At 44.3% G+C, this 23,463-nt stretch carries 23 protein-coding genes; 13 read left to right on the top strand and 10 right to left on the bottom strand.

The window, feature by feature from the left end:
• Positions 1-54: 54 nt before the first annotated feature.
• Both J7529_RS15375 and J7529_RS15370 read right to left on the bottom strand, forming a co-directional pair.
• Positions 55-1,503 carry a DnaJ domain-containing protein gene (locus J7529_RS15375; RefSeq protein ID WP_318729718.1) on the bottom strand — a complete coding sequence of 483 codons (1,449 nt, stop codon included), beginning with the start codon at positions 1,501-1,503 and terminating at the stop codon, positions 55-57.
• Positions 1,504-1,518: 15 nt separating this feature from the next.
• Complete coding sequence (locus tag J7529_RS15370) at positions 1,519-2,109, bottom strand: Uma2 family endonuclease (RefSeq protein WP_318729717.1); 591 nt, start codon at positions 2,107-2,109, stop codon at positions 1,519-1,521.
• Positions 2,110-2,208: 99 nt separating this feature from the next.
• On the opposite strand from J7529_RS15370, the gene J7529_RS15365 reads away from it, so the two are divergent.
• From J7529_RS15365 to J7529_RS15355, 3 genes are all read left to right on the top strand, one after another.
• Entirely contained in the window at positions 2,209-2,817 is a 609-nt protein-coding gene (locus J7529_RS15365) for a Uma2 family endonuclease (protein WP_318729716.1), read from the top strand.
• A 193-nt stretch (positions 2,818-3,010) separates the two neighbouring features.
• Positions 3,011-4,072: a mannose-1-phosphate guanylyltransferase gene (locus J7529_RS15360; protein WP_271944975.1), complete on the top strand. Its 1,062-nt coding sequence runs from the start codon at positions 3,011-3,013 to the stop codon at positions 4,070-4,072.
• Between the two features lie 31 nt (positions 4,073-4,103).
• The gene (locus tag J7529_RS15355) at positions 4,104-5,759 is read left to right on the top strand and encodes an AarF/ABC1/UbiB kinase family protein (RefSeq protein ID WP_318729714.1); all 1,656 of its coding nucleotides are present in this window, start codon (positions 4,104-4,106) and stop codon (positions 5,757-5,759) included.
• 10 nt (positions 5,760-5,769) lie between these two features.
• Here the strand turns inward: J7529_RS15355 and J7529_RS15350 are convergent, their stop codons facing one another.
• From J7529_RS15350 to J7529_RS15335, 4 genes are all read right to left on the bottom strand, one after another.
• Positions 5,770-6,639 carry an inositol monophosphatase family protein gene (locus J7529_RS15350; RefSeq protein WP_318729713.1) on the bottom strand — a complete coding sequence of 290 codons (870 nt, stop codon included), beginning with the start codon at positions 6,637-6,639 and terminating at the stop codon, positions 5,770-5,772.
• Between the two features lie 73 nt (positions 6,640-6,712).
• Complete coding sequence (locus tag J7529_RS15345) at positions 6,713-7,066, bottom strand: DUF1257 domain-containing protein (protein ID WP_271944967.1); 354 nt, start codon at positions 7,064-7,066, stop codon at positions 6,713-6,715.
• A gap of 155 nt (positions 7,067-7,221) precedes the next feature.
• Complete coding sequence (locus J7529_RS15340; protein ID WP_413038897.1) at positions 7,222-8,724, bottom strand: AAA family ATPase; 1,503 nt, start codon at positions 8,722-8,724, stop codon at positions 7,222-7,224.
• Positions 8,725-8,869: 145 nt separating this feature from the next.
• Complete coding sequence (locus J7529_RS15335; RefSeq protein ID WP_318729711.1) at positions 8,870-9,220, bottom strand: hypothetical protein; 351 nt, start codon at positions 9,218-9,220, stop codon at positions 8,870-8,872.
• 161 nt (positions 9,221-9,381) lie between these two features.
• On the opposite strand from J7529_RS15335, the gene J7529_RS15330 reads away from it, so the two are divergent.
• Positions 9,382-9,804, top strand: coding sequence for a hypothetical protein (locus tag J7529_RS15330; protein ID WP_271944960.1), 423 nt, complete (start codon positions 9,382-9,384; stop codon positions 9,802-9,804).
• 40 nt (positions 9,805-9,844) lie between these two features.
• On the opposite strand, the gene alr is transcribed toward J7529_RS15330, so the two are convergent.
• Together alr and J7529_RS15320 are read right to left on the bottom strand one after the other, a co-directional pair.
• Complete coding sequence (gene alr, locus J7529_RS15325; RefSeq protein ID WP_318729710.1) at positions 9,845-11,035, bottom strand: alanine racemase; 1,191 nt, start codon at positions 11,033-11,035, stop codon at positions 9,845-9,847.
• 108 nt (positions 11,036-11,143) lie between these two features.
• Positions 11,144-11,683 (bottom strand): DUF924 family protein, encoded by a 540-nt coding sequence (locus J7529_RS15320; RefSeq protein ID WP_318729708.1) that lies wholly within the window; start codon positions 11,681-11,683, stop codon positions 11,144-11,146.
• Between the two features lie 61 nt (positions 11,684-11,744).
• Between J7529_RS15320 and J7529_RS15315 the strand changes: the two genes are divergently transcribed.
• A complete protein-coding gene (locus J7529_RS15315) occupies positions 11,745-12,578 on the top strand; it encodes an inositol monophosphatase family protein (RefSeq protein ID WP_318729706.1) in 834 nt (277 codons plus the stop codon).
• 57 nt (positions 12,579-12,635) lie between these two features.
• Here the strand turns inward: J7529_RS15315 and J7529_RS15310 are convergent, their stop codons facing one another.
• Positions 12,636-12,878, bottom strand: a complete 243-nt coding sequence (locus J7529_RS15310; RefSeq protein WP_271944948.1) for a (2Fe-2S)-binding protein — start codon at positions 12,876-12,878, stop codon at positions 12,636-12,638.
• Positions 12,879-13,074: 196 nt separating this feature from the next.
• On the opposite strand from J7529_RS15310, the gene bfr (J7529_RS15305) reads away from it, so the two are divergent.
• The 8 genes from bfr (J7529_RS15305) (at position 13,075) to J7529_RS15270 (ending at position 22,920) form a co-directional block, all read left to right on the top strand.
• Positions 13,075-13,539 (top strand): bacterioferritin, encoded by a 465-nt coding sequence (gene bfr / locus J7529_RS15305; RefSeq protein ID WP_271944946.1) that lies wholly within the window; start codon positions 13,075-13,077, stop codon positions 13,537-13,539.
• 50 nt (positions 13,540-13,589) lie between these two features.
• Positions 13,590-14,057 (top strand): bacterioferritin, encoded by a 468-nt coding sequence (gene bfr / locus J7529_RS15300; RefSeq protein WP_271944943.1) that lies wholly within the window; start codon positions 13,590-13,592, stop codon positions 14,055-14,057.
• Positions 14,058-14,068: 11 nt separating this feature from the next.
• Entirely contained in the window at positions 14,069-15,010 is a 942-nt protein-coding gene (locus tag J7529_RS15295) for an ABC transporter substrate-binding protein (RefSeq protein WP_318729705.1), read from the top strand.
• Between the two features lie 94 nt (positions 15,011-15,104).
• The gene (locus tag J7529_RS15290) at positions 15,105-16,442 is read left to right on the top strand and encodes a flavin-containing monooxygenase (RefSeq protein ID WP_318729704.1); all 1,338 of its coding nucleotides are present in this window, start codon (positions 15,105-15,107) and stop codon (positions 16,440-16,442) included.
• Positions 16,443-16,517: 75 nt separating this feature from the next.
• A complete protein-coding gene (locus J7529_RS15285) occupies positions 16,518-17,759 on the top strand; it encodes an FGGY-family carbohydrate kinase (RefSeq protein ID WP_318729703.1) in 1,242 nt (413 codons plus the stop codon).
• Positions 17,760-18,093: 334 nt separating this feature from the next.
• Positions 18,094-20,562, top strand: coding sequence for a response regulator (locus tag J7529_RS15280; RefSeq protein WP_318729702.1), 2,469 nt, complete (start codon positions 18,094-18,096; stop codon positions 20,560-20,562).
• Positions 20,559-21,557, top strand: a complete 999-nt coding sequence (locus J7529_RS15275; protein ID WP_318729701.1) for a diguanylate cyclase domain-containing protein — start codon at positions 20,559-20,561, stop codon at positions 21,555-21,557. The genes J7529_RS15280 and J7529_RS15275 overlap by 4 nt, the downstream gene beginning before the upstream one ends.
• 55 nt (positions 21,558-21,612) lie before the next feature.
• Entirely contained in the window at positions 21,613-22,920 is a 1,308-nt protein-coding gene (locus J7529_RS15270) for a response regulator (RefSeq protein ID WP_318729698.1), read from the top strand.
• Positions 22,921-23,083: 163 nt separating this feature from the next.
• Here the strand turns inward: J7529_RS15270 and J7529_RS15265 are convergent, their stop codons facing one another.
• Entirely contained in the window at positions 23,084-23,320 is a 237-nt protein-coding gene (locus J7529_RS15265) for a hypothetical protein (protein WP_318729697.1), read from the bottom strand.
• Positions 23,321-23,463 lie beyond the last annotated feature (143 nt).

Below are 23,463 nucleotides of genomic sequence, written 5' to 3'. Positions count from 1 at the left end.
CACCGACTCAAGGAGATCCTTATAAATTCTCTCAAAACTCAAATCAGATCATAGTTATGGATTCACGTTTTCGGTTTTCCAAATTTTCACAGTTCCATCTTTACTACTACTGAGGAGAACTTGCAGTTTAGGATGCGCTAAAAATTGCAGTGCAGTGATGGCTCCATCATGTTCTCTAATGGTCTCTAACAATTCTCCAGTTTGAGTATGCCATAATTTAATCGCTTTATCTTCACCGCCACTAGCGATTAAGGGTTGATGGAAACTAAAGGCCAGAGATGAAAGGGGAGAACCCTGATGAGCTGACCAGAGTTTCGTATAATTCGGAACTTGCCAGAGATAAATCTGATGATTATATCCTGCTGTTGCCAACATTAATCCATCAGGACTAAATGCTAGAGATGAAATTGCCGATGGACTTTTTACCGAACGGACTAATTTTCCATCTGCTATTTGTCGAATTCGCACCAAGGGTTCTAAAGCACTACTGGCAAAATATCTGCCATCCGCAGACAACGCCAGATCCATGAGATGGGCCGAATATCCGGTCAAAATTTTCAGCAGTTGACCGGTTTCAGTATTCCATATTTTGACTGTTTTATCTTCAGATCCTGTGATTAACCACTCACCGTTCGCGCTAAACTGAATACAAGTAACGGCAGCTTGATGAGCATTCAATCTGAGAATTTCTTCTACCTTGCCTTTGCCCAGTTTCCAAGCTTTGATGGTTCCATTTTGACAAGCACTGGCGAAAGATTGACCATCAGCAGATAAGGCAACAGCATTGACGCGATCGCTATGGTCTTCAATCGTTCTTAAAAGATCTCCCGTTTTCAAATTCCAGAGCTTAACCGTACAGTCATAACTACCACTAATCACTAAACCTTGGGCACTGATCGCGCAAGAGCTAACCCCATCTTTATGGTCTGCTAGAATGTGAAGACACTGCCAATCTGAAGACTTAATACTATCTTCTTTAGGCGGACTTTCCGGTTCTGGAATTGGCTCTTCCTCTTTCGGCGTTTCAACCGGATAACTTACTGAAGCAGTAGTTTGTTCTAACTTGATCTGCTTCACCTTAAGAAAGTCAGCTTCCGCTCTATAGGTATACCCTAATTTTTCATAGAGAAACGCTCGATATTGATAGGCTTTGAGATAGTTTTCATTCAGTTTTATCGCATGAGTGAAATCCTCAATTGCCTCTGGATAATCCTCCAATTCGGCATTAACCAGCCCTCGCTGATAATAAAAATCAGGATTGTTTTTTTCAGTCTTCAATTGAACTCTACTAGAGTCAGGTTCCAATACTTGCTGTTTGATTAACTCGTAAGCCTGATTAATTTCCTTAATTTTTTCATCCGCTTGTTTGATGGCACTCTCATCTCCCACAAACCGATCCGGATGCCACTGTTTTACTAGTTGGTGATAAGCTTTTTTGATGCTTTTCAGGTCTGCACCCCGCTTGAGACCGAAAAGTTGCCAAGCCTGTTCTATAGTAATCATCTTGCCCAGATCCTTCTATTCTGAATCTCTTTGAAAATCGACTTTATCATACAAATCTACTAGGGGAATTTCTCCAGGAATGCTATTCAACTGGATAACCGATTCGGGCTGATTGTATTCTGATAACATCCATTGATTGGGTTCAGTGCGGAAATATCGTTCCACTTGCATCGTATATTGATCGATTAACAGATATTCTTGTAAGCTGGGAATCGTGCGATAGGCTTGGAATTTTTGGCCGCGATCGTATCCCTGGGTAGACTTCGATAAAACTTCGGCAATTAGGATCGGATTGGTGAGAGTATCTTTGCGTCCTTCTTGTAGTTGCAATTCTCCCTGAACAACCATCACATCAGGATAAGTATAGATCCGTTTTTCGGGAATCCACAAGCGCTGATCGGTGACAAAGACATCATAAGGTTGGCGTTTGAGACAAAAATGGAGGGTTGCTCCCAAACTCAGGACAATTTTGTTATGACTTGGCATTGCACCCGTCATCAGAATAATCTCCCCATCAATATATTCATGGCGTTCATCACTGTTCACTTCTTGCTCTAGATACTCTTCAGGAGTATAGGTTTTAGTTTTTTCTACTTGCATCACCATAGGGTTAAAACCTCCGATCTTTGGAGCAATTGTTGTGAGCTTATTTCTAGATTATAGTTAAAATAGAAGTGCGATCAAAGCAGCGTAAGGTAAATGCTAATGGTACAGGCTCCTTCCCCACCTAAACCACTTCTACTCCAATTACCTGACGAGCTACTGCTCCAGGTGACACGGGAACAGTTTGTGGCATTAGTTAGCGCAAATCCCGATCTCAGACTTGAATGCACTGCTAGAGGAGAACTGATTGTGAATCCACCCACAGGGGGCGAAACCGGTAAACGAAATGCGAAAATCGGCACTCAGCTCGGTATTTGGGGTGAAGCGAATGAGACGTTAGGAGAATATTTTGACTCATCGACCGGATTTGAGTTGCCCAATGGAGCGAACAGATCCCCGGATGCCTCTTGGGTAAGCAAAGATAAATGGGAAGCGCTGACTCCTGAACAGAGGGAAGGCTTTATTCCCCTATGTCCTGACTTTGTTGTAGAGTTGCGCTCTAAGACGGATAGCCTGAAAGATCTGCGGACTAAGATGCAGGAATATCTAGATAATGGCACTCAGTTAGGATGGCTGATCGATCCGAAGAATAAGCGAGTAGAAATTTATCGGGCGGATCGAGTGGTGGAAGTGGTGGAAAATGCGATCGCTTTATCGGGGGAAGGGATTTTACCCTCCTTTACACTTTCAATGGAACGAATTTGGTCTTAGGTATCGAGCATTTGCTAGGGGGCCGCTAGAAACCGGGTTTCTTTGCACTTCTCGCACCCACCAGATAAATTTCCCATACAATAATTTACTACACAAACTAATATTTCATCATTGTTAATTGTTAATTATTAATTGTTAATTGAATGCTACCATAGCGACAGTTGAACCTTGCAACCTTAAGGAGTTCTGCACCATGTCTCATACCGTTGTGCCTGTGATTTTAGCTGGGGGAAAAGGAGAGCGCTTTTGGCCCCTGAGTCGCAAACATCGGCCCAAGCAGTTTTTGAGCTTAGATGGAACCGGTTCGAGTCTGTTGCAGACCACTGCCGATCGCCTGGTTCAACTGGCTCCAGGTTGGGATAAACTCTGGATCTGCACCTCTAGCCAACTGGCGGCTGGAGTCCAAGAGCAGTTACCCCAACTACCTCCAGAGAACCTCCTCGCAGAACCTGAAGGTCGGGATACCGCACCAGCCGTGGCTTGGACAACCCTCGAAATTGCCCAGCGCTATGGTGAAGATGCCGTCATTGGATTTTTCCCCGCAGATCATTGGATTGGAGATTATCCCGCCTTTGAGAAAACCATTCAAGCAGCCGTAGAACTCGCAGCCACAGAAGAAGCTATTGTTACTCTCGGCATTAAACCCGCCTATCCTTCCACCGGCTACGGCTATATTGAACAGGGAGAACCCAAGGGTAGCTATCTGGATTTACCGGTGTATCGGGTGCAACGCTTCACGGAAAAACCCGACCTTACCACGGCTGAACAGTTTATCGCCCAGGGTAACTTTAGCTGGAATAGCGGCATGTTCATCTTCCGCGCTGGGGTTGTGTTGCAAGAACTCGCCACCCATGCCCCAGAAATTCTCACCCCTCTGCAAAACCAGGGTAAAGCGGCTTATAGCCAGTTACCGAAAATTTCCATCGACTATGCCTTAATGGAGAAAACCCAACTCGCCTATATTTTACCGGCTGATTTTGGCTGGGATGACCTGGGAGACTGGAATGCCATGGCTCGTCTATTGCAAGGAGAGCAGCCGAATTTAGAGTTGGGCAACCATGTCAGCTTGGATACCCAAGGGGCGATCGTGTACGATCGCGATCCAGAGGGTTTAGTCGTGACGATTGGTTTAGAAGATATCGTTATTGTCCGTGATGGGAATGCCACCTTAATCGTCAAAAAAGAGCGCACCCAAGACATTAAAAAAGTGCTGGGACTGCTCAAAGAAAATCCCAAATATCAGAATTTGCTTTAAAACTAAGACAGTATCCCAAATTAATCCCACCATGTTTGCACTCACCAAGACCAGTTCGCGCCAACGGGAAATCTTAGAAGTCGTCTTCCGCAACGGTTGGGATTATATCGAAGGCTTGCTCAAAGGGGATCAACCCGGTGAACCTAAGTTACCTTCTCCCACTGTATTACGCAATATTCTGGTTGATTTAGGGCCCGTATTTGTCAAATTAGGACAACTGCTCAGTACCCGACCTGATTTACTACCGGGTCGTTATATTACGGCTCTGTCCGATTTGCAAGCTAATGTTCCTGCGGTGCCTTGGTCAGATGTGGAGGCCCAACTGCGGCAAAGTTTACCTGTTCCCTTAGAAGAAGCCTTCCCTCAAATTGAGCCAGAGGCGATCGCCGCCGGTTCCCTCGGCCAAGTCCATCGTGCTACCCTCAACACGGGGCAAGAAGTTGCCTTAAAAATCCAACGCCCTGGTATTAGTCGCATTGTCGAGCAAGACATTACCCTCATTAAAGGATTAGCCGAACTGGCCTCACTGAGCGATTTTGGGCAAGACTATGATTTAGTCGCCCTCGCTGACGAATTTACCAAATCCTTGCGTGATGAATTGGACTTCACCAAAGAAGGCCATTTCACCACACAAATGCAAGAAAATTTATCTGCCAGTCGCTGGTTTGACCCCAAACAACTTGTTATTCCCCAAGTCTACTGGGACTATACCAGCGAAAAACTCCTAGTTTTAGAATGGTTAGAAGGCAAACCCCTCCTTTCAGCCGACTTAACCCCATTTGTCACTCCCACCCTATCGCTCGAGCAAAAACGAGATCAGGTCACCACCCTCCTCTTCCGGGCCTTTTTCCAACAAATTTATATTAATGGCTTCTTTCATGCCGATCCTCATCCTGGCAATATTTTCTTGCTCAATGATGGAAGAGTGGCCCTGTTAGACTGTGGCATGATTGGACGCTTAGATCCACGGACTCAACAAATTCTAACCGAAATGTTGCTGGCGATCGTGGATATTGATGCCCAACGTTGCGCCCAACTCACCTTAGATTTAGCTGAATCTAATCAACCCGTTAATCTTAGTCGTTTAGAAGCCGACTATACACGGATGCTTCGCAAATACTATAACGTTAATTTGAGTGAAATTAACTTTAGTGAAGTCTTCTACGAAATTCTCGAAGTTGCCCGCAAAAACAAAATTCGTCTACCCGGTAACATGGGACTCTATGCCAAATCTTTAGCCAACTTAGAAGGAGTCGCCAGAGGCTTTAATCCCCAAATTAATTTACTCGATCAAATTAAACCTCTGATTACCGATATTTTCCAGCGCCAATTGCTCGGAGATAAACCCATTCAAACCTTACTCAGAACTGCTCTCGATTTCAAAAGTCTCTCCTTACAATCCCCTCGTTTAATTGAATTATTTCTCGACCGTTTAACCTCAGAAACCCTGAATTGGAATATTCAGGTTAAAGATCTAGAGCGACTTCGGCGCAGTATTGACGACTCCGCTAACCGCCTCTCCTTTAGCATTCTCGTTGGTTCCCTGATTATGGGAGCAGCCATTATTTCCAGTAATGCCCAAAGTCCCCAACTCTCTTTACTCAGCGCTGTCTTATTTGGAGCCGCCAGCTTTATTGGATTATGGCTTGTCGTTAGTATATTGCGATCGGGACGATTGCGCTCTTAAGGAACCAGGATTAGCTGGTGGAGATTGCCCCTTGAACTGAATACACCGCTTTCTGTAATCCTGGCAGAAGGGCCTCAACATATTCTGGCCAACCAATAACAATCATTTGCTCGTGGGCTAGGGTATCAGGATGAATGGCATTGGGGCTAAACTCTAAGGGTTGACCCTCTAGATCGCAACAAATTAATCCCGCCCTCTGAGCTAAGGCGATGGGGCCGACAGTATCCCAGAGTTTTACCCGACGATTGAAGTAAAAATACAGGCCAACCCGGCCAAAAATCACCTCTAAGACCTTCAAGCCAAAGCTGCCTAAAGAGTAAAACTGAATGTGGGGAACAAACTGAGTTAGGGCTTGGCCATACCTTTTCCGGTCTTGAAAGCCAATTTGCACCGGACAGAATGATGCAGAGGGAGAGGAAGGCATTTGGGGTATGATGGCTTTGGGGAGTTCTTGAGAACGAATTTCAAATAAACCCCAATCCTGGCCTCCATAATATAATCTTGCCCGTGCAGGAGCATAAATCCAACCAGCGATCGGTTGATAATCTCGCAACAACCCTACCATCACCGCATAATCTTGACGACCATTGACTAATCCTTCTGTACCATCTAAGGGGTCAATACACCATAATTGTTCATACCCTTGATGGAATAAGCGTCTTGATGCTTCGTTTTCCTCGGTAATAATGCCATCTTGGGGAAACATACCGCCAAAAACCTGAGACAGCTTCCGGTCTAAATAGCGATCGACATTGGTTACATAATCTCCTGGCCCTTTTTGATCGACCTCAAAAGACTCACTGAGCAATTCAATTTGTTGACCACACTCTTGTAATACTTGAGTGATTTTGGGATTAAACTCAGATGCAATCCGATCCATAGTTCTCTCGACATAAAAAAACGGGGTAACCAGAATTAGGTTAACCCGTTAACTTGGAAACGCGCTAGAGAAATTACTTTTGGACAACCAATTTCACGTTAGCGTTTTGCAGACCAGGACGCTTAACTTCGCTCAGGGTCTTGTTGACTGCATATTTTTGGTTGATGGAGTTGATCAACTCGGTTTGATTGTGCTTTTTTGCAACACCCCAGAGGTCAGCGATCAGGTCGAAAGAACCATCGGCATTACGAGACCAGCCGAGGTCATACTCGCCTTCGAGAACCGCAACGATGTCAGCACGAACCTGTTGGCCATTGTATCCACGCACATTGGCTTCACTCTTAACGGAGATACCCAGGTCACGCAAGGAAGACTTGAGGATTTCAGCGTCGGTGATTTTGGTACGCAGGGTGCTAAAGTGAGACATTTGAGATTTCCTCCTAAGAAAACGTTGTTTGAGAGAAACGACAACTCATGGATTGAAACTATGCCGTTGAGCGCTGATGGCGATCGCTGGCGTTGGATGAACTAGCGAGGGATGCGCTAGTCTTTCCTCCTGTTGGGAGCAGGAGAGAAAGTCTGTTAGAACTCCAGTCGCTGATATTCAGCAACCGAAGCAGCAGCAGGCCGAGCACGTTGTCTTGCCCAGTCTCTGAGGGCAGTGACCTGTTCTTGCATGGTCTTTGACAGGGGCAACGTGGCTTTGATGGCAGCAATGATGTCCAGTTGGGTAAATTCCCGATCCTGGGCAAATGCTTCATACATGGCTGCAATCAGGGCCTGCTCAATTTCAGCTCCGGAAAAACCATCGCAGATCTTCGAGAGTTGCTCGATATCGAAGCGGGATATATCTCGGCGACGTTTTTCTAGATGAATCGTGAAAATATCTTGACGCTCTTGTTCATTGGGTAGATCGACAAAGAAGATTTCGTCAAAGCGGCCTTTACGCAAGAACTCTCCGGGCAATCGCTCTACACGGTTAGCGGTTGCCATGACAAACACTGGGGAGGTTTTTTCTTGCATCCAGGTGAGGAACGATCCGAAGATCCGGCTAGAGGTTCCGCCATCGGAGTCCGCCGAACCGGTTCCTCCAGCAAAGGCTTTGTCGAGTTCATCAATGAACAAGATAGCGGGGGAAATGGATTCAGCCGTTTTCAGGGCATTTCGGAGGTTCGCTTCTGAACGACCAACCATAGACCCATCATAGACTCGACCCATATCCAGGCGCAGTAGGGGTAATCCCCACAGGCGAGAGGTCGTTTTAGCAATTAAGGATTTTCCACAACCGGGAACGCCTAAAATGAGCATTCCTTTGGGTTGGGGGAGTCCGTATTGTCTGGCTCGCTCAGTAAAGGCGTTCGATCGCTGTTTGAGCCAGGATTTGAGTTCTTCTAACCCCCCGACTGAATCAAGGGTTTCGTCTTCTTCAATGTATTCGAGAATACCATTACGGCGAATTAACTGTTTTTTCTCAGATAGAACGATTTCTACCTCAGATCCGGTTAATCGACCGGCTGTTACTTGAGCTTTACGATAGACCTTTTCTGCTTCATCTAGGGTTAATCCTAGGGCAGCTTTGAGGAGTTTTTCTCGCACATTGGTCTTGATCCGACTAGAACCGAGTTGAGCGGATAAGATTTGGTTGAGAGCCTCAAGATCGGGTAAAGGAAAGTCAAGAACAATAATTTCTTTTTCCAATTCAATGGGAATTTCTTGCACAGGAGACATTAATATAATGGTCTTCTGAGTTCCCTTAAAGTTGGCGATCGCATCGCGTAACCACCGCACGATCGTTGGAGTGTAGAAGGAATGCAAGTCCTTAAAGATAAAGATTGCCCCTTCTTTGGAAGGTTGGCGAATCACCCATTCGATCGCCGCTTCCGGTGACAACGTATTGTGCTGGGTTACGCTGCGAGGTTCTCCGTACTCAACCATTCCACGGGTGACTGTCCAAACGTAGAGTCGTCTTGGAGACTTGCCTTGTGCAAGGTTGGCTATGGATTGCTCTGCCCGCTCTTCCTCAGAGGTTACGAGGTAGATTAGGGGATATTGAGCTTTAATTAAAATACTAAGCTGCTCTCGCATAGCGATCGACCTACTTGCAACAGGGGGAATACCGGTTGGGGCTAGACTAATCTGATCCATACTAAGTGGATAACCCAGGGTTAAACGTTTAGCTTACAATCGGATTAGTCCGGCCATTTTATGTCAGCATATGATCCGACAATATTTAGCACGGAACCAATTCTTCCTCGCCAGATTGAGAAATCTGGGGATCAAGGTTTGACACCCTCTCAACTGGCAGTTCCTCTTCAGACAGCACTGTGGGCTGATTCTTAAGAGCGACCAGTTCTCCATCTTGGATAACCACTGAACTCTCACATTCTGGACAGGTATGGATCTGATACGTTTTCCCGTAGGAATCGTTCATATTGTCCACGACCTCTGGATGTTCCAGGTAGAATGTAATTGCCCGTTCTACAATGGCTGACATCGGTTCTAAATCGATCGCCGCTTGTATTTTTAGCCGACGATGGAGTTCTGGGGGAATGTACAGCGTAACTTTTTGCTTGTCTTGCATATAGCTCTGGAGTCGTCCTATCCGGCTATGCCTTATTACCTTATCGATTCTATCATTAGCTGTCAAGACGTAAAGACTATATGACGGCAATATTGTTACATTTGTTTACAAAGCGGAGGATGTGGAGGACAGCGTTAAAAGCGCTCATCCTTTTGTGTGTAATGATTTCAGTCTCTGCTTGCCCTGCCAATCCCCCATTGAATAACTGGAAAATTTATCAAAATCCCCGTTATGGATTTACATTTCCCTATCCCGAGCAATGGCAAGCGCAACCGCCACCGGAAAATCAGGACGGGCAAATTTTCAGCCATCCCGATCGCCCAGAGATTCAGATCCAAGGGTTTGCCCAGTCTCAGGTTGAACTCAATGGCTTATACGATGGTTCAAACTTCATCACCAACCAAGGAATCAAAGGCTTATTAACCCCAACTTTGGAGACGACCACCAGCCGGTTAACCCTGAGAATCTATAGCAATCAAGTCTATTATGTTTGGGAAGGGCGATCGCCCAGTTCAGAATTTGCCCAATATTATCCCCTCTTTGAACAAATCGCGAGGGAATATACCATTCCCTTAGTCGAGTAACGGGCAATCGCAAAAGACAAAACCCGTCCCATGCTGGCGCTCATCGGGTTACTCTCGGTAAACGATGTTTGAAGCTACATAAAATTTCCCAAGAAATAGTGCCAAGAGTGTCAGCCCAATCATCAGCGGTAAACTGATTTTGGCCATCTTGTCCTAAAAGGGTGACGACCTCGCCCACTTGTAGATCGGGGATGCTGCTGACATCAAGCATTAACTGATCCATGGTAATAGCGCCCACTTGGGGAATACGCTGCCCTCGAATACCGACGTGCAGTTTATTGGAGAGGTTACGAGGAACCCCATCGGCATATCCAATACCCACAACAGCAACAGTCATCTCCTGGGCCGTAATATATTGATATCCATAACTAATACCGGTTCCCGCAGGAATAGTTTTGATTTGGGTGATCCTTGCTCTAACTTGCATCACCGGTTTAAGGCTAACCAGACCTTGAAGGTGGGGAGCGGGATAGAGTCCATAGGTAGCCAGTCCGACGCGCACAAAGTCATAATGGCAAGAGCGATCGCATAACGTAGCCGCAGAATTAGCTAAATGCAGTTTTGGCAAAGGTAAACCTGTGGCTTTAATTTGGGCGATCGCCTCTTGAAAACGCTGATGCTGTTGATTCATGATCTGCGGATCGGGACTATCCGCCGTTGCCAAGTGAGAATAGATACTGCCAATTTGGAGATGGGGTAAGTGGGAAACCTGCTGAAAAAACTCAGCTCCTTCTTGCCAAGGAATACCTAAACGGGACATTCCGGTATCCAGTTTCAGGTGAACCGTGAGAGTTTTGCCGAGTTCACTCAGGGTTTCGGAAACAATTAAAGCTTGTTTGGCACTACACAGAGTCGGTTGCAGATGCCAATGGGCGATCGCCTGGATTTGTTCTGGACTATTAACCGCGCCTAAAAGTAGAATCGGGGCTTCTATCCCGGCTTCCCGTAATTGTATTCCCTCTGGAATTGTCGCCACCCCTAACCAACTTGCCCCCGCTTCCAAGGCAGTTTCAGCCACAGCGATCGCCCCATGACCATACGCATCCGCCTTCACGACTGCCATTAACTGACAGTTTTGGTGTAAATGGTGTTTGAGTTCTCGCACATTATGGGCGATCGCCCCTCGATCGATTTCTACCCAAGCTCGTTCCCGCAAAGGCACAGTTGCCCCACTTTCTTGTAAAGATGAACGATTCGATTGAAGTTTCAGCGAAGATTCTTGACTGAGCATATCCACTCCTTACAGACCACACCAAAGTTATTCCACACTGTATCTGGTGTTCCGGATTCCGACAAGAGAGAATGGGGAGTCAGGAGTCAGGAATGGCTCCTTGATGGATTAAAAGGATGAACCTGGTTGTTGAAGAAATTCAGTTTCTTCGGGTGTAGATAAACGACCCAAAAGATCATTTCTGTGGGGATACCGTCCAAATTTCTCGATAATTTCCTTGTGTCTGTATTCAAACTGGAGATTGGACTCTAATCCTGGCTCGCTAAATAATTCCACAGCAATTTCATGAATTCTCAGAGATTCACTATGCATGAAAGGTAGATAAAGAAATGACTTTTGCTCAACCGTAAGATATTGATTCGTTTGATTGGAAATTGCCTCTTGAGCCAGTGCTAATGCTAAGGAATCAAAGGCAAAAGCTAAGGCCTGATTTCGATATATATTTCGAGAAAACTGATCGAGAATAATAATCTCGGCTAATCTTCCTAAAGGCTCTGTCCGCCAAGGGTAAAGTTCACACAGCGTTGCTTGATTATAGACTTGACCAAAGCGATCGCGAATGAGGAGATCGAAGGATTCATCTTTTTTCCACCACTGCTTCGGATCGATTTGGTCAAACCAAAACTCAATAATTTCTCGATACCCCATAGGAACCCCGTTCATCTTAAGATCGGATTGTAGTTATTCTAGCTTAGTCAGTATGGAGTTAATGAATTATCCCCTGTGGAAACAAGTTTTGGAGTTTGTGAAAGTGACGACCGAGGAGGTTGGAGAAGAACTTCTCAAGCAATTTGGTCAGGTGCAGGGACTCGAAAAAGACGATGGTTCTTTGGTAACGCAGGCAGATCAATGGGCCGATCGCCAACTACAAGAACGAATTTTAGCCCAATTTCCCGATCATGGAGTATTAACAGAAGAAACAGCCAAACATTTTCCCGATACTCCTTGGTGTTGGATTATTGACCCCATTGATGGTACAACCAATTTTACGCGTGGCGTTCCCCTGTGGGGAATTTCTATGGCCTTACTCTATCAAGGCACTCCCGTATTTGGCTATGTCTATTTTCCCCCCATTCGTCACTCCTTTTATGGGTTTTGGAATGCTCCCCCAGAGCTGGAAGGTCATCCCGTCGGGGCGTTCTTGAACGATCTCCCCATTACCCCAACGTCCGATCAGCCCAGTCAAAATCATTTCTTTAACCTTTGCAATCTTTGCGCTCGCACGACCTCGGTTTTGCAGGCCGATTCCGCTCCTTTTCCTTGTAAAATTCGGATGCTTGGTGTAGCGACCTACAGTATACTCACCGTTTCTGCCGGAATTGCCATCGGGGGGATAGAAGCGACCCCGAAAATCTGGGATATTGCCGCAGTTTGGGTAATATCCCATGCTGCTGGTGTAGTCTGGGTTCCCCTCACCGATGCGGCTCCTTTTCCCCTCATATCGGGTGAAGATTATCATCATTGTCCCTATCCCACCCTCGTTGTCAGTCACTCCCAATGGGTAGAGTTATTCCAACCTTGGATAGTTACTGTTACTCAATAGGCGGATTTAAAAGTATTTTCTTATTAAGAGTATAACTCAACAAATTGTGAGTGGCTCTTAAGAAGCTTTACGGCGATCATCATAACGCTCTTGAGTTTTACGAGCAATTGAGCCAATTTCTATCGGTGCTTGGTTTTCAGAGAGCGCGTCTTGGACAACTTGCTGGGCATGTTCCCAACAGCGTCCACAACTACTAGACACGTTCAGGCGATCGCAGACTAGATCGATAGAACAAGCTCCTTGGGCGACCGCCTTATGAATATCACGGTCCGTAACTGCATGACAAATACAAATGTACATCCAGGTTCACTGCCTCCACTAGATTTTTAGTTATTCTTGTCTTAACTTAATCCTAAGTTAATGAAAAGTATTCTCAACTAACCCCTTCCATTATGCATTGACAGCCCCTAGGAAGTCAAGTAGGATCGGCGAAGACAACTCGAAATCCATATCTGTTCTTGATCAAAGAGCAATCAATTCAGTTAGGAGAACACCAATGCAGGGCAATACCAATGTCCACACCCAATTAAATGCTGCCCTCAAACTTCAATTGACGGCAATTAACCAGTTTTTTCTCCATGCCAGAATCTGCAAAAACTGGGGACTTCATCAGCTTAACGATAAAGTGTATAAGGCATCGATTGCAGCGATGAAACATGCCGATAAGCTGATTGAGCGAACTTTATTTCTGGAAGGTTTGCCCAATTTACAAGATTTAGGTAAATTACTCATCGGTGAAACAGTACCGGAACTGTTGCAAAACGACTTGAGAATGTATCAAGACATACGGTCAGATCTGCAACAGGCAATTCAACTGTGTGAATCGGTTCAAGACTATGTTAGTCGGGACATGCTAGAAGAGATTCTAGAGGACATAGAAGAGTCGATTGATTGGCTCGAATCCCAACAATGGCTAATCGAAAGTGCAGGGTTAGAAAATTATCTGCAATCGATGATGTAATCACAACAATTATCCGAGTAACCATCCAGATTTAAAGTGAGACGAAAACAATGAAAGGGACAGATCGAGTTATTGACCAACTGCACAAACTGCTCAGAAGTGAACTCGCTGCAAGGGATCAGTATTTTACCCATTCTCGCATGTATGGAGATTGGGGATTGAACAAGCTCTATGAGCGCATCGATCATGAAATGCAAGAAGAAACCCAACATGCGGATGCAATTATTAAGCGATTGTTGTTTTTAGAAGCACGTCCAGATTTATCGCAACAGGAGGGCCTCAATATTGGCTCAACAGTGAAGGAAATGCTCGCCAGTGACTTAGAGTTAGAGTACAAGGTAGTTTCCGACTTGAAAGAAGCGATCGCCGTTTGCGAAACCGAGCAAGATTATCAAACTCGCGAAATCTTAGAAGTGATTCTAACGGATACGGAAGAAGATCATGCCTATTGGTTAGAACAACAATTAAGATTGATGGAGATGATTGGGGAAGCAAACTATATCCAATCTCAGATGTAGGAGTGATGATTATGTTGAGGAACAGGCAAAATGAGGCTCGGTGGATCGGAGTGGGTTTAGCTATCCTGCTGAATTTGAGTCTCTTTGCCTGTACTCAACCCCAGGTTTCTCCCCTTCCAGAGACACCCCTTAGCTCTCCAGAAGAGATCCCAACCGAAAGCATAGAGCGAGTAGTGGCATTAACCTCTCTTTCGGCGGATATTTTACAACGGTTAGACGCTTCTAAATTAGTGGGTATTCCTGGAAGTTCCCTGCTAGAGAAAGACCCCCGGTTCGCGGACATCCCCCCTGTCAGTCAAGGACAAACTGCACCAAGTTTAGAGAAAATTATTGCTCTGAAACCCGATTTAGTTATTGGTGCAACTGGGTTTCACGATCAAATTACGGCCAGGCTTACGGAGCTGAATATTGAGACGTATTTAGTCTCTTTGGAGAGTTGGGAAAGCTTAGAAGCCTTGACGGAAGCGATCGCCTCTGCTATTGATGCTGACCCCCAACCCCTGTTAAACCAATATCAAGCTTTTATTCCTTCTTCCAACCCCCCTGGGCCAAGCACTTTAATTCTGGCCAGTACCCAACCCATTCTATCGCCGAATAAGAATAGTTGGTCAGGTGATTTTTTAAGTCAGTTGAACTTTGAAAATGTCACTGCTGACTTACAAGGCAATGCCCCCATTAGTGGCTATATTACCCTCTCTCCAGAAAAAATATTACAAATTGATCCGGATGTATTAATTGTTATTCAATTTGCCAATCAATCTCCATTAAAAGAATTAGAATCTAATGGATTTTGGTCACAACTTAAAGCAGTTAAAACCCAAAAAGTTTATGTCTTTGACTACTACGGTTTAATTAATCCAGGTACTATAGACTCTATTCGCAACACCAGTGAACAGCTACTAAAAATTAGGGCGGTTACAGGGCAAAGTACCCTAATATTGGACGATGGTTAGAATCAGTTTTGGTGAAGGGACTTTAGATCGCCAAAACTCTTTGACTTAGTCTATAATCCTCTAAGTTTGCGATCGTCCATCCATTCTCATTATTATGTCCCAAACCTGTGAAAAATATATCATCCTTGGGGCAGGTTTTATCGGACTCGGTATTGCCGAGGCTCTGAAATCTGCCCAAATTCCCTACGATCAAGTTGATGCCAGCGATGATATTGGGGGCAATTGGTATCACGGCGTGTATGAAACCGCCCATATTATCTCCTCTCGAAAGGTTACCCAATTCCCTCAGTTTCCTATGCCAGATGACTATCCCGACTTTCCAAGTGCGGCTCAAATGTTAGCCTATCTGCGTGATTTTGCCAACCATTATCGATTACGGGAAAATATCGAACTCAATCGCACAGTCATCGCCGTTAATCCCACCAAGAATAATCTCTGGCACGTCATTTTTGCAAACGGAGAAGAAAGAATTTATAAGGGAATTTTAATCTGCAATGGTCATCATTGGTGCAAGCGCTTTCCAGAATTTCAGGGTGAATTCAAGGGTGAAATCATTCATTCTAAAGATTACAAACATCCGGAGCAACTACGGGGTAAACGAGTCCTTGTTATTGGTGGAGGTAACTCGGGTTGTGATATTGCTGCTGAAGCGGCACGAGTCGCGGCAAAATCGTTTCTTAGCTTGCGGGAGTCTGTTTGGTTTATTCCCAAAACTTTTGTCGGTGTTCCAGTCGTTAATCTGGTTCAATGGTGGATGCCCGAATGGGTACAACGATCTATGGCTCAGACGATTATTCAGCTCACTTTTGGCCCCCATAAACGCTATGGTTTACGCAAACCAAACCATCGCTTATTTGCCAAGCATCCTACTATCAATAATGAAGTTCCTTATTATATTAAACAAGGAAAAATCACGCCCAAGCCTGGCATTGACTCCTTGCATGACTCTACCGTAGAGTTTGTCGATGGTAGTTCGGCTAATATTGATTTGATTGTTTGCGCTACAGGGTATCATCTTGCCTATCCCTTTTTGCCTGATGAACTGCAACGGATAAAAGGGGCGATCGTTCAATGTTATGCTGGTACTTTTTTAGACGATTATAAAGGGATTTACTATATTGGTTGGGGGCAAGCGCGAGGCGGAGTCGGTTCAATTATTGGCTCTTACAGTCAATTTTTAGTGCAATGTTTACAACTACAAGAAGAACTTAAAATTCCTCTGGGCTTAGTCTTCAAAAAATTGGGGCAAGAATTACCCACAACTCACTTATCCGATCCACAAGCTGTTTTTAGACAGTTGAAGTTAGGGAAAGTGGCTTTTCCTTTAATTCGCAAAATTGCTTATACTCTGGATTCCCAATATCCTGAGTTTGAGAATGAAGTTTTACCCAAAAACCAAGCTAAAAGAGTAATATCTTCTACTAACTGTTGATGGATTAAAGATTGACTGTGTAAATCGGCTTGAACGGGTTATGATAAGGTATCCGTAATAAATTTATTACTGTATATGGGGTTAGCGTTAGGAATCGATTTTGGCACATCGGGAGCTAGGGCGATCGCCATTAACCCAGATCGGGCGATCCTTGCTCAGGCAACCTGCACTTACGATCTCCAGCATCCCCAAGTCTGGAAAACTAGTCTGTTTTCGTTATTGGATCAACTGCCACTAGAGTGTCGCCAACAGATTACGCGAATTTTAATCAATGGCACTTCGGCAACCGTCTTATTTTGCGATCGCGAGGGCGAGGCGATCGCACCCCCACTGATGTACAATGACGACCGGGGAAAAGCTGTCATTCCTCAGTTACAACGCTTTGCGCCTGCGGATCATCTGGTTTTGAGTGCCACATCGAGCTTGGCGAAGCTGTTTTGGGGATTAGAAAACCTTTCATTCGGCGATCTCCCAATCTATGTCCTCCATCAAGCTGACTGGTTAGCCTCTTTGCTCCACGGAAGACTCGGGATCAGTGATTATCACAATGCCCTTAAATTGGGCTATGATGTCCATAATTTCTGCTATCCCGATTGGTTTCCCCAACTCCCTGCAACTCTAAAGTTACCAAAAATTTATACCCCGGGAGAAGAGATCGCCCCTATCCTACCAGACATTGCCCAATCCTTTTCCCTCCCCTCCGATTGTCTCATTTGTGCTGGAACCACCGATAGTATTGCCGCCTTTATTGCCAGTGGTGCATCCTTTTCCGGTGATGCGGTGACCTCTCTTGGCTCCACCTTAGTGTTAAAATTGCTCAGTGAAATCCCGGTTAATGATAGCCGTTATGGAATTTATAGCCATCGGTTTGGCGATCGCTATTTAGTAGGAGGCGCTTCTAATACTGGGGGGGCAGTGCTGCGGCATTTTTTTACTGACGTAGAATTAGATACCTTCTCCCGTCAAATTAACCCTCATCAGGAAAGTCCCCTAGATTATTATCCCTTACTCGGAAAAGGCGATCGCTTTCCGATCAACGATCCGAACCTCCTCCCCCGTCTCAATCCCCGTCCAGATAACCCTGTTGAGTTTCTCCATGGACTCCTACAAGCGATCGCCCGTATTGAAGCTCTCGGATATCAACGATTCTCCGAACTGGGCGCTACCCCTCTCAAACGCTTGTATACGGCTGGAGGAGGTGCAAAAAGTGATACGTGGTCACAGTTACGGCAAACCTATTTATCGGTTCCCTTTCTCACCCCCATTAGTCCTTTAGCCGCCTATGGCAGCGCCTGTTTAGCCTTGAATCCAATTTAGTTGAAGATACGAGAAACAAAACCCCTTAATACGCTGAATATTACACGGTTTAGATATAACAAGTTTTTAAGCCAATTTGAGATCCGACAGAAGTTGATTATAATGAGTAGATTATTATAGCCAAGTCATGCCATCACTCTATGAGGTTGCACTTTCACAAGAGGCTTAAGACCCTTGTCTGTCAAGTATATATTAGTGCAAGATATCATAAAATGGTATAATAAATAACTGAAAATCAGCAGAGAACAACTTAATCTCAGCTCCTTGTCCGTCCTCATTAGACTCACGCACTGCTATAACACGTAGCCAGTAACTTACGGTTTTGGTATCAACTATGAAGAAAAAACAGAGAGGATCATCGGAAAAAACCGCTGAACTCTTGCCATCGAAAAACCATAACCGGGGTGCATCCAATCAGTCATCAACTGCCTGTTGGTCAATTTTAGCGATCGATCGAGATCCACGGATTTATCAGACTTTGATAGAGAAATTTCAGGACTTTGTATTTCAAGGAAAACCCTTACAAATCGAATGGATAAAGACTAGAAAAAAAGCGCAAAGTTATCTAGAAGTCCACCCAGATTTGAGCATTGTCTTTATCGATCTAGATCTAGAAAAACTCAGGGGTGGGTTAGAACTGGTTCAGTGGATTAGAGAAGATTGTCCCAACTCATGCCATCGCCTTATCGTCTGTGCAACAGAGCCGGATCAAGCCTTAGAGTTTTCCATATGGCTCAATTATGATATTAATGATTATCAGCATAAAGATCAACTCAATCAACAAACGTTGGGCATCTGTTTATTAAAAAGCCTACGCTCCTATCAAGAAATTCAAAACTTAGAAAAAAAACGCCAAGAACTCACCGTTTTATCGACCCAACTCAAACATTCAAATCAAACTTTAGAGGCTCAAGTTAAATCCAGAACTCAAGAGCTGGCAACCAAAACGAAGCAACTAGAGCAAGAAATTAGCGATCGCACCCTCGCCGAAACCGATAAGCGAGCATCCGAAGATAAATTTTCCATTGTCTTTCAGTGTACTCCACACCCCATTACCATCACCTCCATGAAAGATGGGCGACATCTAGAAGTCAATGATGCCTTTCTAAGAACCACCGGATATACCAACGAAGAAGTCATAGGGCGCACCGCCGTAGAATTGCAACTCTGGACAAAAATGGAACAGAGAGTCAACCTCTTTGAAACCCTAGTGAGTCAGGGCTTTATCCGTGATTATGAATTTGAATTTTGTACCAAATCCGGAGAGCGTCGCATTACCTTACTTTCTGCCGATATCATTAAACTCAGGGGAGAAGATTGTTTACTGTCGGTCACCAATGATATTACCCAACGCAAACAAGCAGAAGAAGCCCTAGCCAAATCCAAAGAAACAGCAGAACAGGCGAATAAAGCCAAAAGTGAATTTTTGGCTAACATGAGCCATGAACTGCGCACCCCCTTAAATGCCATTCTTGGCTTTACCCAAATCATGAGTCGAGATGGCTCGCTCAAGCAGGAACACCAAGAAAATTTAGAGATTATTGGGCGATCGGGAGAACATCTTCTAGAGTTGATTAATGATATTTTGGAAATGTCCAAAATAGAAGCAGGTCGAGTGACCCTCAATCCCAGTAACTTCGATCTCTATCGCCTGCTCAAAAGTATTGAAGAAATGCTTCAGCTTAAAGCCACGTCAAAAGGCTTGCACCTCCTCTTTGAACGGGACTCGTATGTACCCCAATTTATTGGTGCAGATGAAGGAAAATTGCGCCAAGTTTTAATTAATTTATTGGGGAACGCGATTAAATTTACCCAAGATGGGGGGGTTGCCCTTCGGGTCAATGGACAATCAACAGCAGGACATCAGGAAGAGACGACAATTGAGTTTCGAGTCGAAGATACAGGCCCAGGAATTGCCCCAGAAGAGTTGCATCAACTGTTTGAACCCTTTGGGCAAACGGAAACCGGGCGTAAATCTCAACAGGGGACTGGATTGGGACTGCCCATTAGTCGTCAGTTTGTACAGTTGATGGGGGGAGATTTGACCGTGACTTCCCAAGTGGATTGCGGATCGACCTTTGCCTTTTCTATCCAAGTCAAATTAATAGATTCAAGTGAGATTGAGTTCTCTGTTCCCACTCGTAAGGTGAAGGGATTAGCTCCTGGGCAACCCACTAAACGGATTTTAGCTGTAGATGATCGCCAAGAAAGTCGGATGCTCCTGCTGCAAATGTTGGGCAATTTAGGCTTTGAGGTGGAGGTAGCATCTAATGGCCAAGAGGCGATTTCCATCTGGAAACGATGGTATCCCCATTTAATTCTCATGGATATACAAATGCCGGTCATGGACGGTTACGAAGCCACCCGACAAATTAAAAGTACCTCCAAAGGTCGCAGTACCCTCATTTTTGCCCTCACAGCCAGCGCCTTTGAAGAAGAACGCAATTTAGTCCTCAGTGCTGGATGTGATGAATTCTTGCGTAAACCCTTCCGAGAAAACATTCTCTTAGAAAAAATTGCCCAACATCTAGGAATTGAGTATCTTTATCAAGAGAATGAAAATTCCCCCTCAGAAGCCGATCAACCTCTAGCGCGTCCTTTAGAAGACTATCTCGCAGAAATGACACCAGAGTGGATCGAAGAACTCTATCAAACTGCTATTAAAGGATTTGATGATGAAATGGTCTTACTCATTGACCAAATTCCCCAATCCTTAAGTCCTCTATCCCAGCAATTATCAGAATGGGCCCATAATTTTCGCTTTGACTGTGTGGTGTCGTTAATTGAAAAGGTAAGACCATGATCGCAGAACCGGAACTCATGGGGCGCAATATCTTAATTGTGGACGATCTGCCCGATAATTTACGTTTGCTCTCCAAAATGCTGACCCAGCAGGGGTATAAAGTACGAAAAGCCATCAATGGAGAAATGGCGATCGCCTCCTGCACCGCCCAGCCCCCGGATTTAATCTTACTCGATATTAATATGCCTGGCATGAATGGCTATCAAGTTTGTGATACCCTCAAATCTTCACCCATGACTGCCCAAATTCCCATTATTTTCTTGAGTGCCTTAGATGAAGCCAACCATAAATTGCAGGCCTTCAAATCTGGCGGACTAGACTACATTACCAAACCCTTCCAAGTTGAAGAAGTCTTAGCTAGGGTAGAGCATCAACTTAGCCTCTGTTATCAACAGAATAAACTCAAAGAAGAACTCGAACAACTCAAAGAAGAGGTCAACCAACGACAACAAACGCAACAGAATTTAGAACGGCTCGTGACCGTAGATGAACTCACCCAACTCAGTAATCGTCGCCATTTTAATGATTATCTCAAACAAGAATGGAAACGGTTATTTTCTCTACCTTCCTATACCGGAGGATATCCCCAAGCCCTATCGTTGATTTTGGCGGATGTCGATTATTTTAAACTTTATAATGATACCTATGGCCATCTGAAGGGCGATCAATGTCTACAAAAGGTGGCTCAAGCGATGAAACAAGTCGTCACCTATTCTGGCTCTTTAGTTGCCCGATATGGGGGAGAAGAATTTGCTGTTATTTTACCCAATGCCTCGTCAGATTATGCCTTACAAGTGGCTGAACTCATTCGTATGCAAGTTAAAGCCCTCAAAATTCCCCATAGTCAATCGATCGTGAGTTCATATGTTACGGTTAGTTTGGGGGTTGCTTGTCGGTTTCCAGATTCCGATTTATCTCCAGAAGATTTGATTTCCAGTGCTGATAAAGCGCTCTATCATGCCAAACAACAAGGCAGGAATTCTGTCTTTCGATAACGATTTAACCGTCTAAAAACTGTCAACAGTTGTCCTGTTATACCCAATTCTTATAGTGAACAATAATACAGATTCAAAAAACCTTTTAATTGTCGATGATACTCCGGATAATATTCGCTTACTCTCTACGATGTTAGCCGAACAAGGGTATAAAGTGCGTAAAGCTCTCAATGGAGAAATGGCCTTAAATTCTTGCCAGGCCGATCCTCCCGATTTAGTCATTCTCGATATTAAAATGCCCGATTTAGATGGGTATACGGTTTGCGAACGCTTAAAACTTAATCCAGAGACTGCGGAAATTCCAGTGGTTTTTATTAGCGCTTTAGATGATGTGATTGATAAGGTAAAGGCCTTTCAAGTCGGGGGAGTAGATTATATTAGTAAACCATTTCAGTGTGAAGAAGTATTAGCACGCGTTAGAAGTCAATTAACCATTCGAGAATTAACCTTTAAATTAGAACAAAAAGTGGAAGCTCGAACGGCGGCTTTATTGGGGGCTTTTGAAAGTTTGCAGCATACTCAACTTCAGTTGGTTCAAAGTGAAAAAATGGCAACCTTGGGCCAACTCATTGCCGGAATTGCCCATGAAATTAATAATCCCTTGGGATTTATTACGAATAATCTGGCATTTGCCCAAGAAGGGGTACAGAGTTTAATGGACCATTTACAACTCTATAAGCGGGAATATCCCCAACCTACAGAGGCAATTATCGATCACTCGGAGACCATTGATTTAGAGTATGTATTAGAAGACTTACCCAATATTCTCGATTCAATTAAGATAGGTAGCGATCGCATCCAACAACTTAGTGTTTCCTTACGCAAGTTTTCCCGAAAAAATAATGATCAGCCAGTAGAATCCGATCTTCACGATGGACTCGAAAGTACCCTACTCATCCTCAAACACCGCCTCAAAAGCAATGGGAATCGAGGAGCCATTGAAATCAGAAAAGAATATCAAGAGTTACCTCAAATTCTCTGTTATCCCGAACAACTCAATCAAGTATTTATGAATCTGTTAGCCAACAGTATTGATGCTTTAGATGAGCGGTGTGAGAAAAATGGGGGGCATTCTTCAGAGGAATCCTATAGCATTACCATTGCAACCGAATTTATCCGCGATCGCTCCCTCATCCAAATTCGGGTTACCGATAACGGGTTAGGCATCCCTGAAGACATACAAAGTCAAATTTTTGACTATCAATTCACCACTAAACCAGCGGGAAAAGGCACAGGATTAGGATTGGCGATCGCCCACCAAATTATCCAACGCCATGATGGACTCCTTGAATGCCACTCCATTCCCCAACAAAAAACCACATTTACTATCTGCTTGCCCATTAAGAATCATATTGATTCATGAATCATCTTAAAGTGGACAGTTTTCAGCATGACAAACCCTGAAAGGTAATCGGTTCAAGTATTTCAATGACTTCATAATAGCTAAAATAATGAAAATCATTTCTAGTTGGATTTTCGCCTAGAACAAAAGCGACCCCTTTAATATTACTCAGTGAATCAAATATTTATCCTGTATTTTGTGCTGACAAATCAGTGGTAATAAGTAAGGGTTTGTTGGCAGCGATCGCATTGATATCAGAAACTTGAAGTTCATCAGGAAAATCAGGGCATTTTTCTTTTAGGAATTTCCATGAATCTATTACATCAGGTAATAGATCGATTTGAGCAAAGTCAAACTTAACATTATGTAAATCTCCAAGTATCCAGGAAGGATCGCTATCGTAAGAACATTCTAATATCAAATCCTTAAATGTTTGCTACAATTGAGGGGGGGTGAAAGGGGTGCGATCGCTAAGGGCAAGGGGGTCTGTGTAAAGATTATATCAAAGGAGAGAGAAAAATGGTAGGAAGGCTGAAGATAGAAATCAAGGAATCAACAACAGAA

Source organism: Roseofilum sp. Guam (genome assembly GCF_017746735.1).
Taxonomy (GTDB): domain Bacteria; phylum Cyanobacteriota; class Cyanobacteriia; order Cyanobacteriales; family Desertifilaceae; genus Roseofilum; species Roseofilum reptotaenium.
The sequence above is the reverse complement of the archived record's forward strand: the minus strand, read 5'-3'. Positions and strand labels throughout refer to the sequence as shown.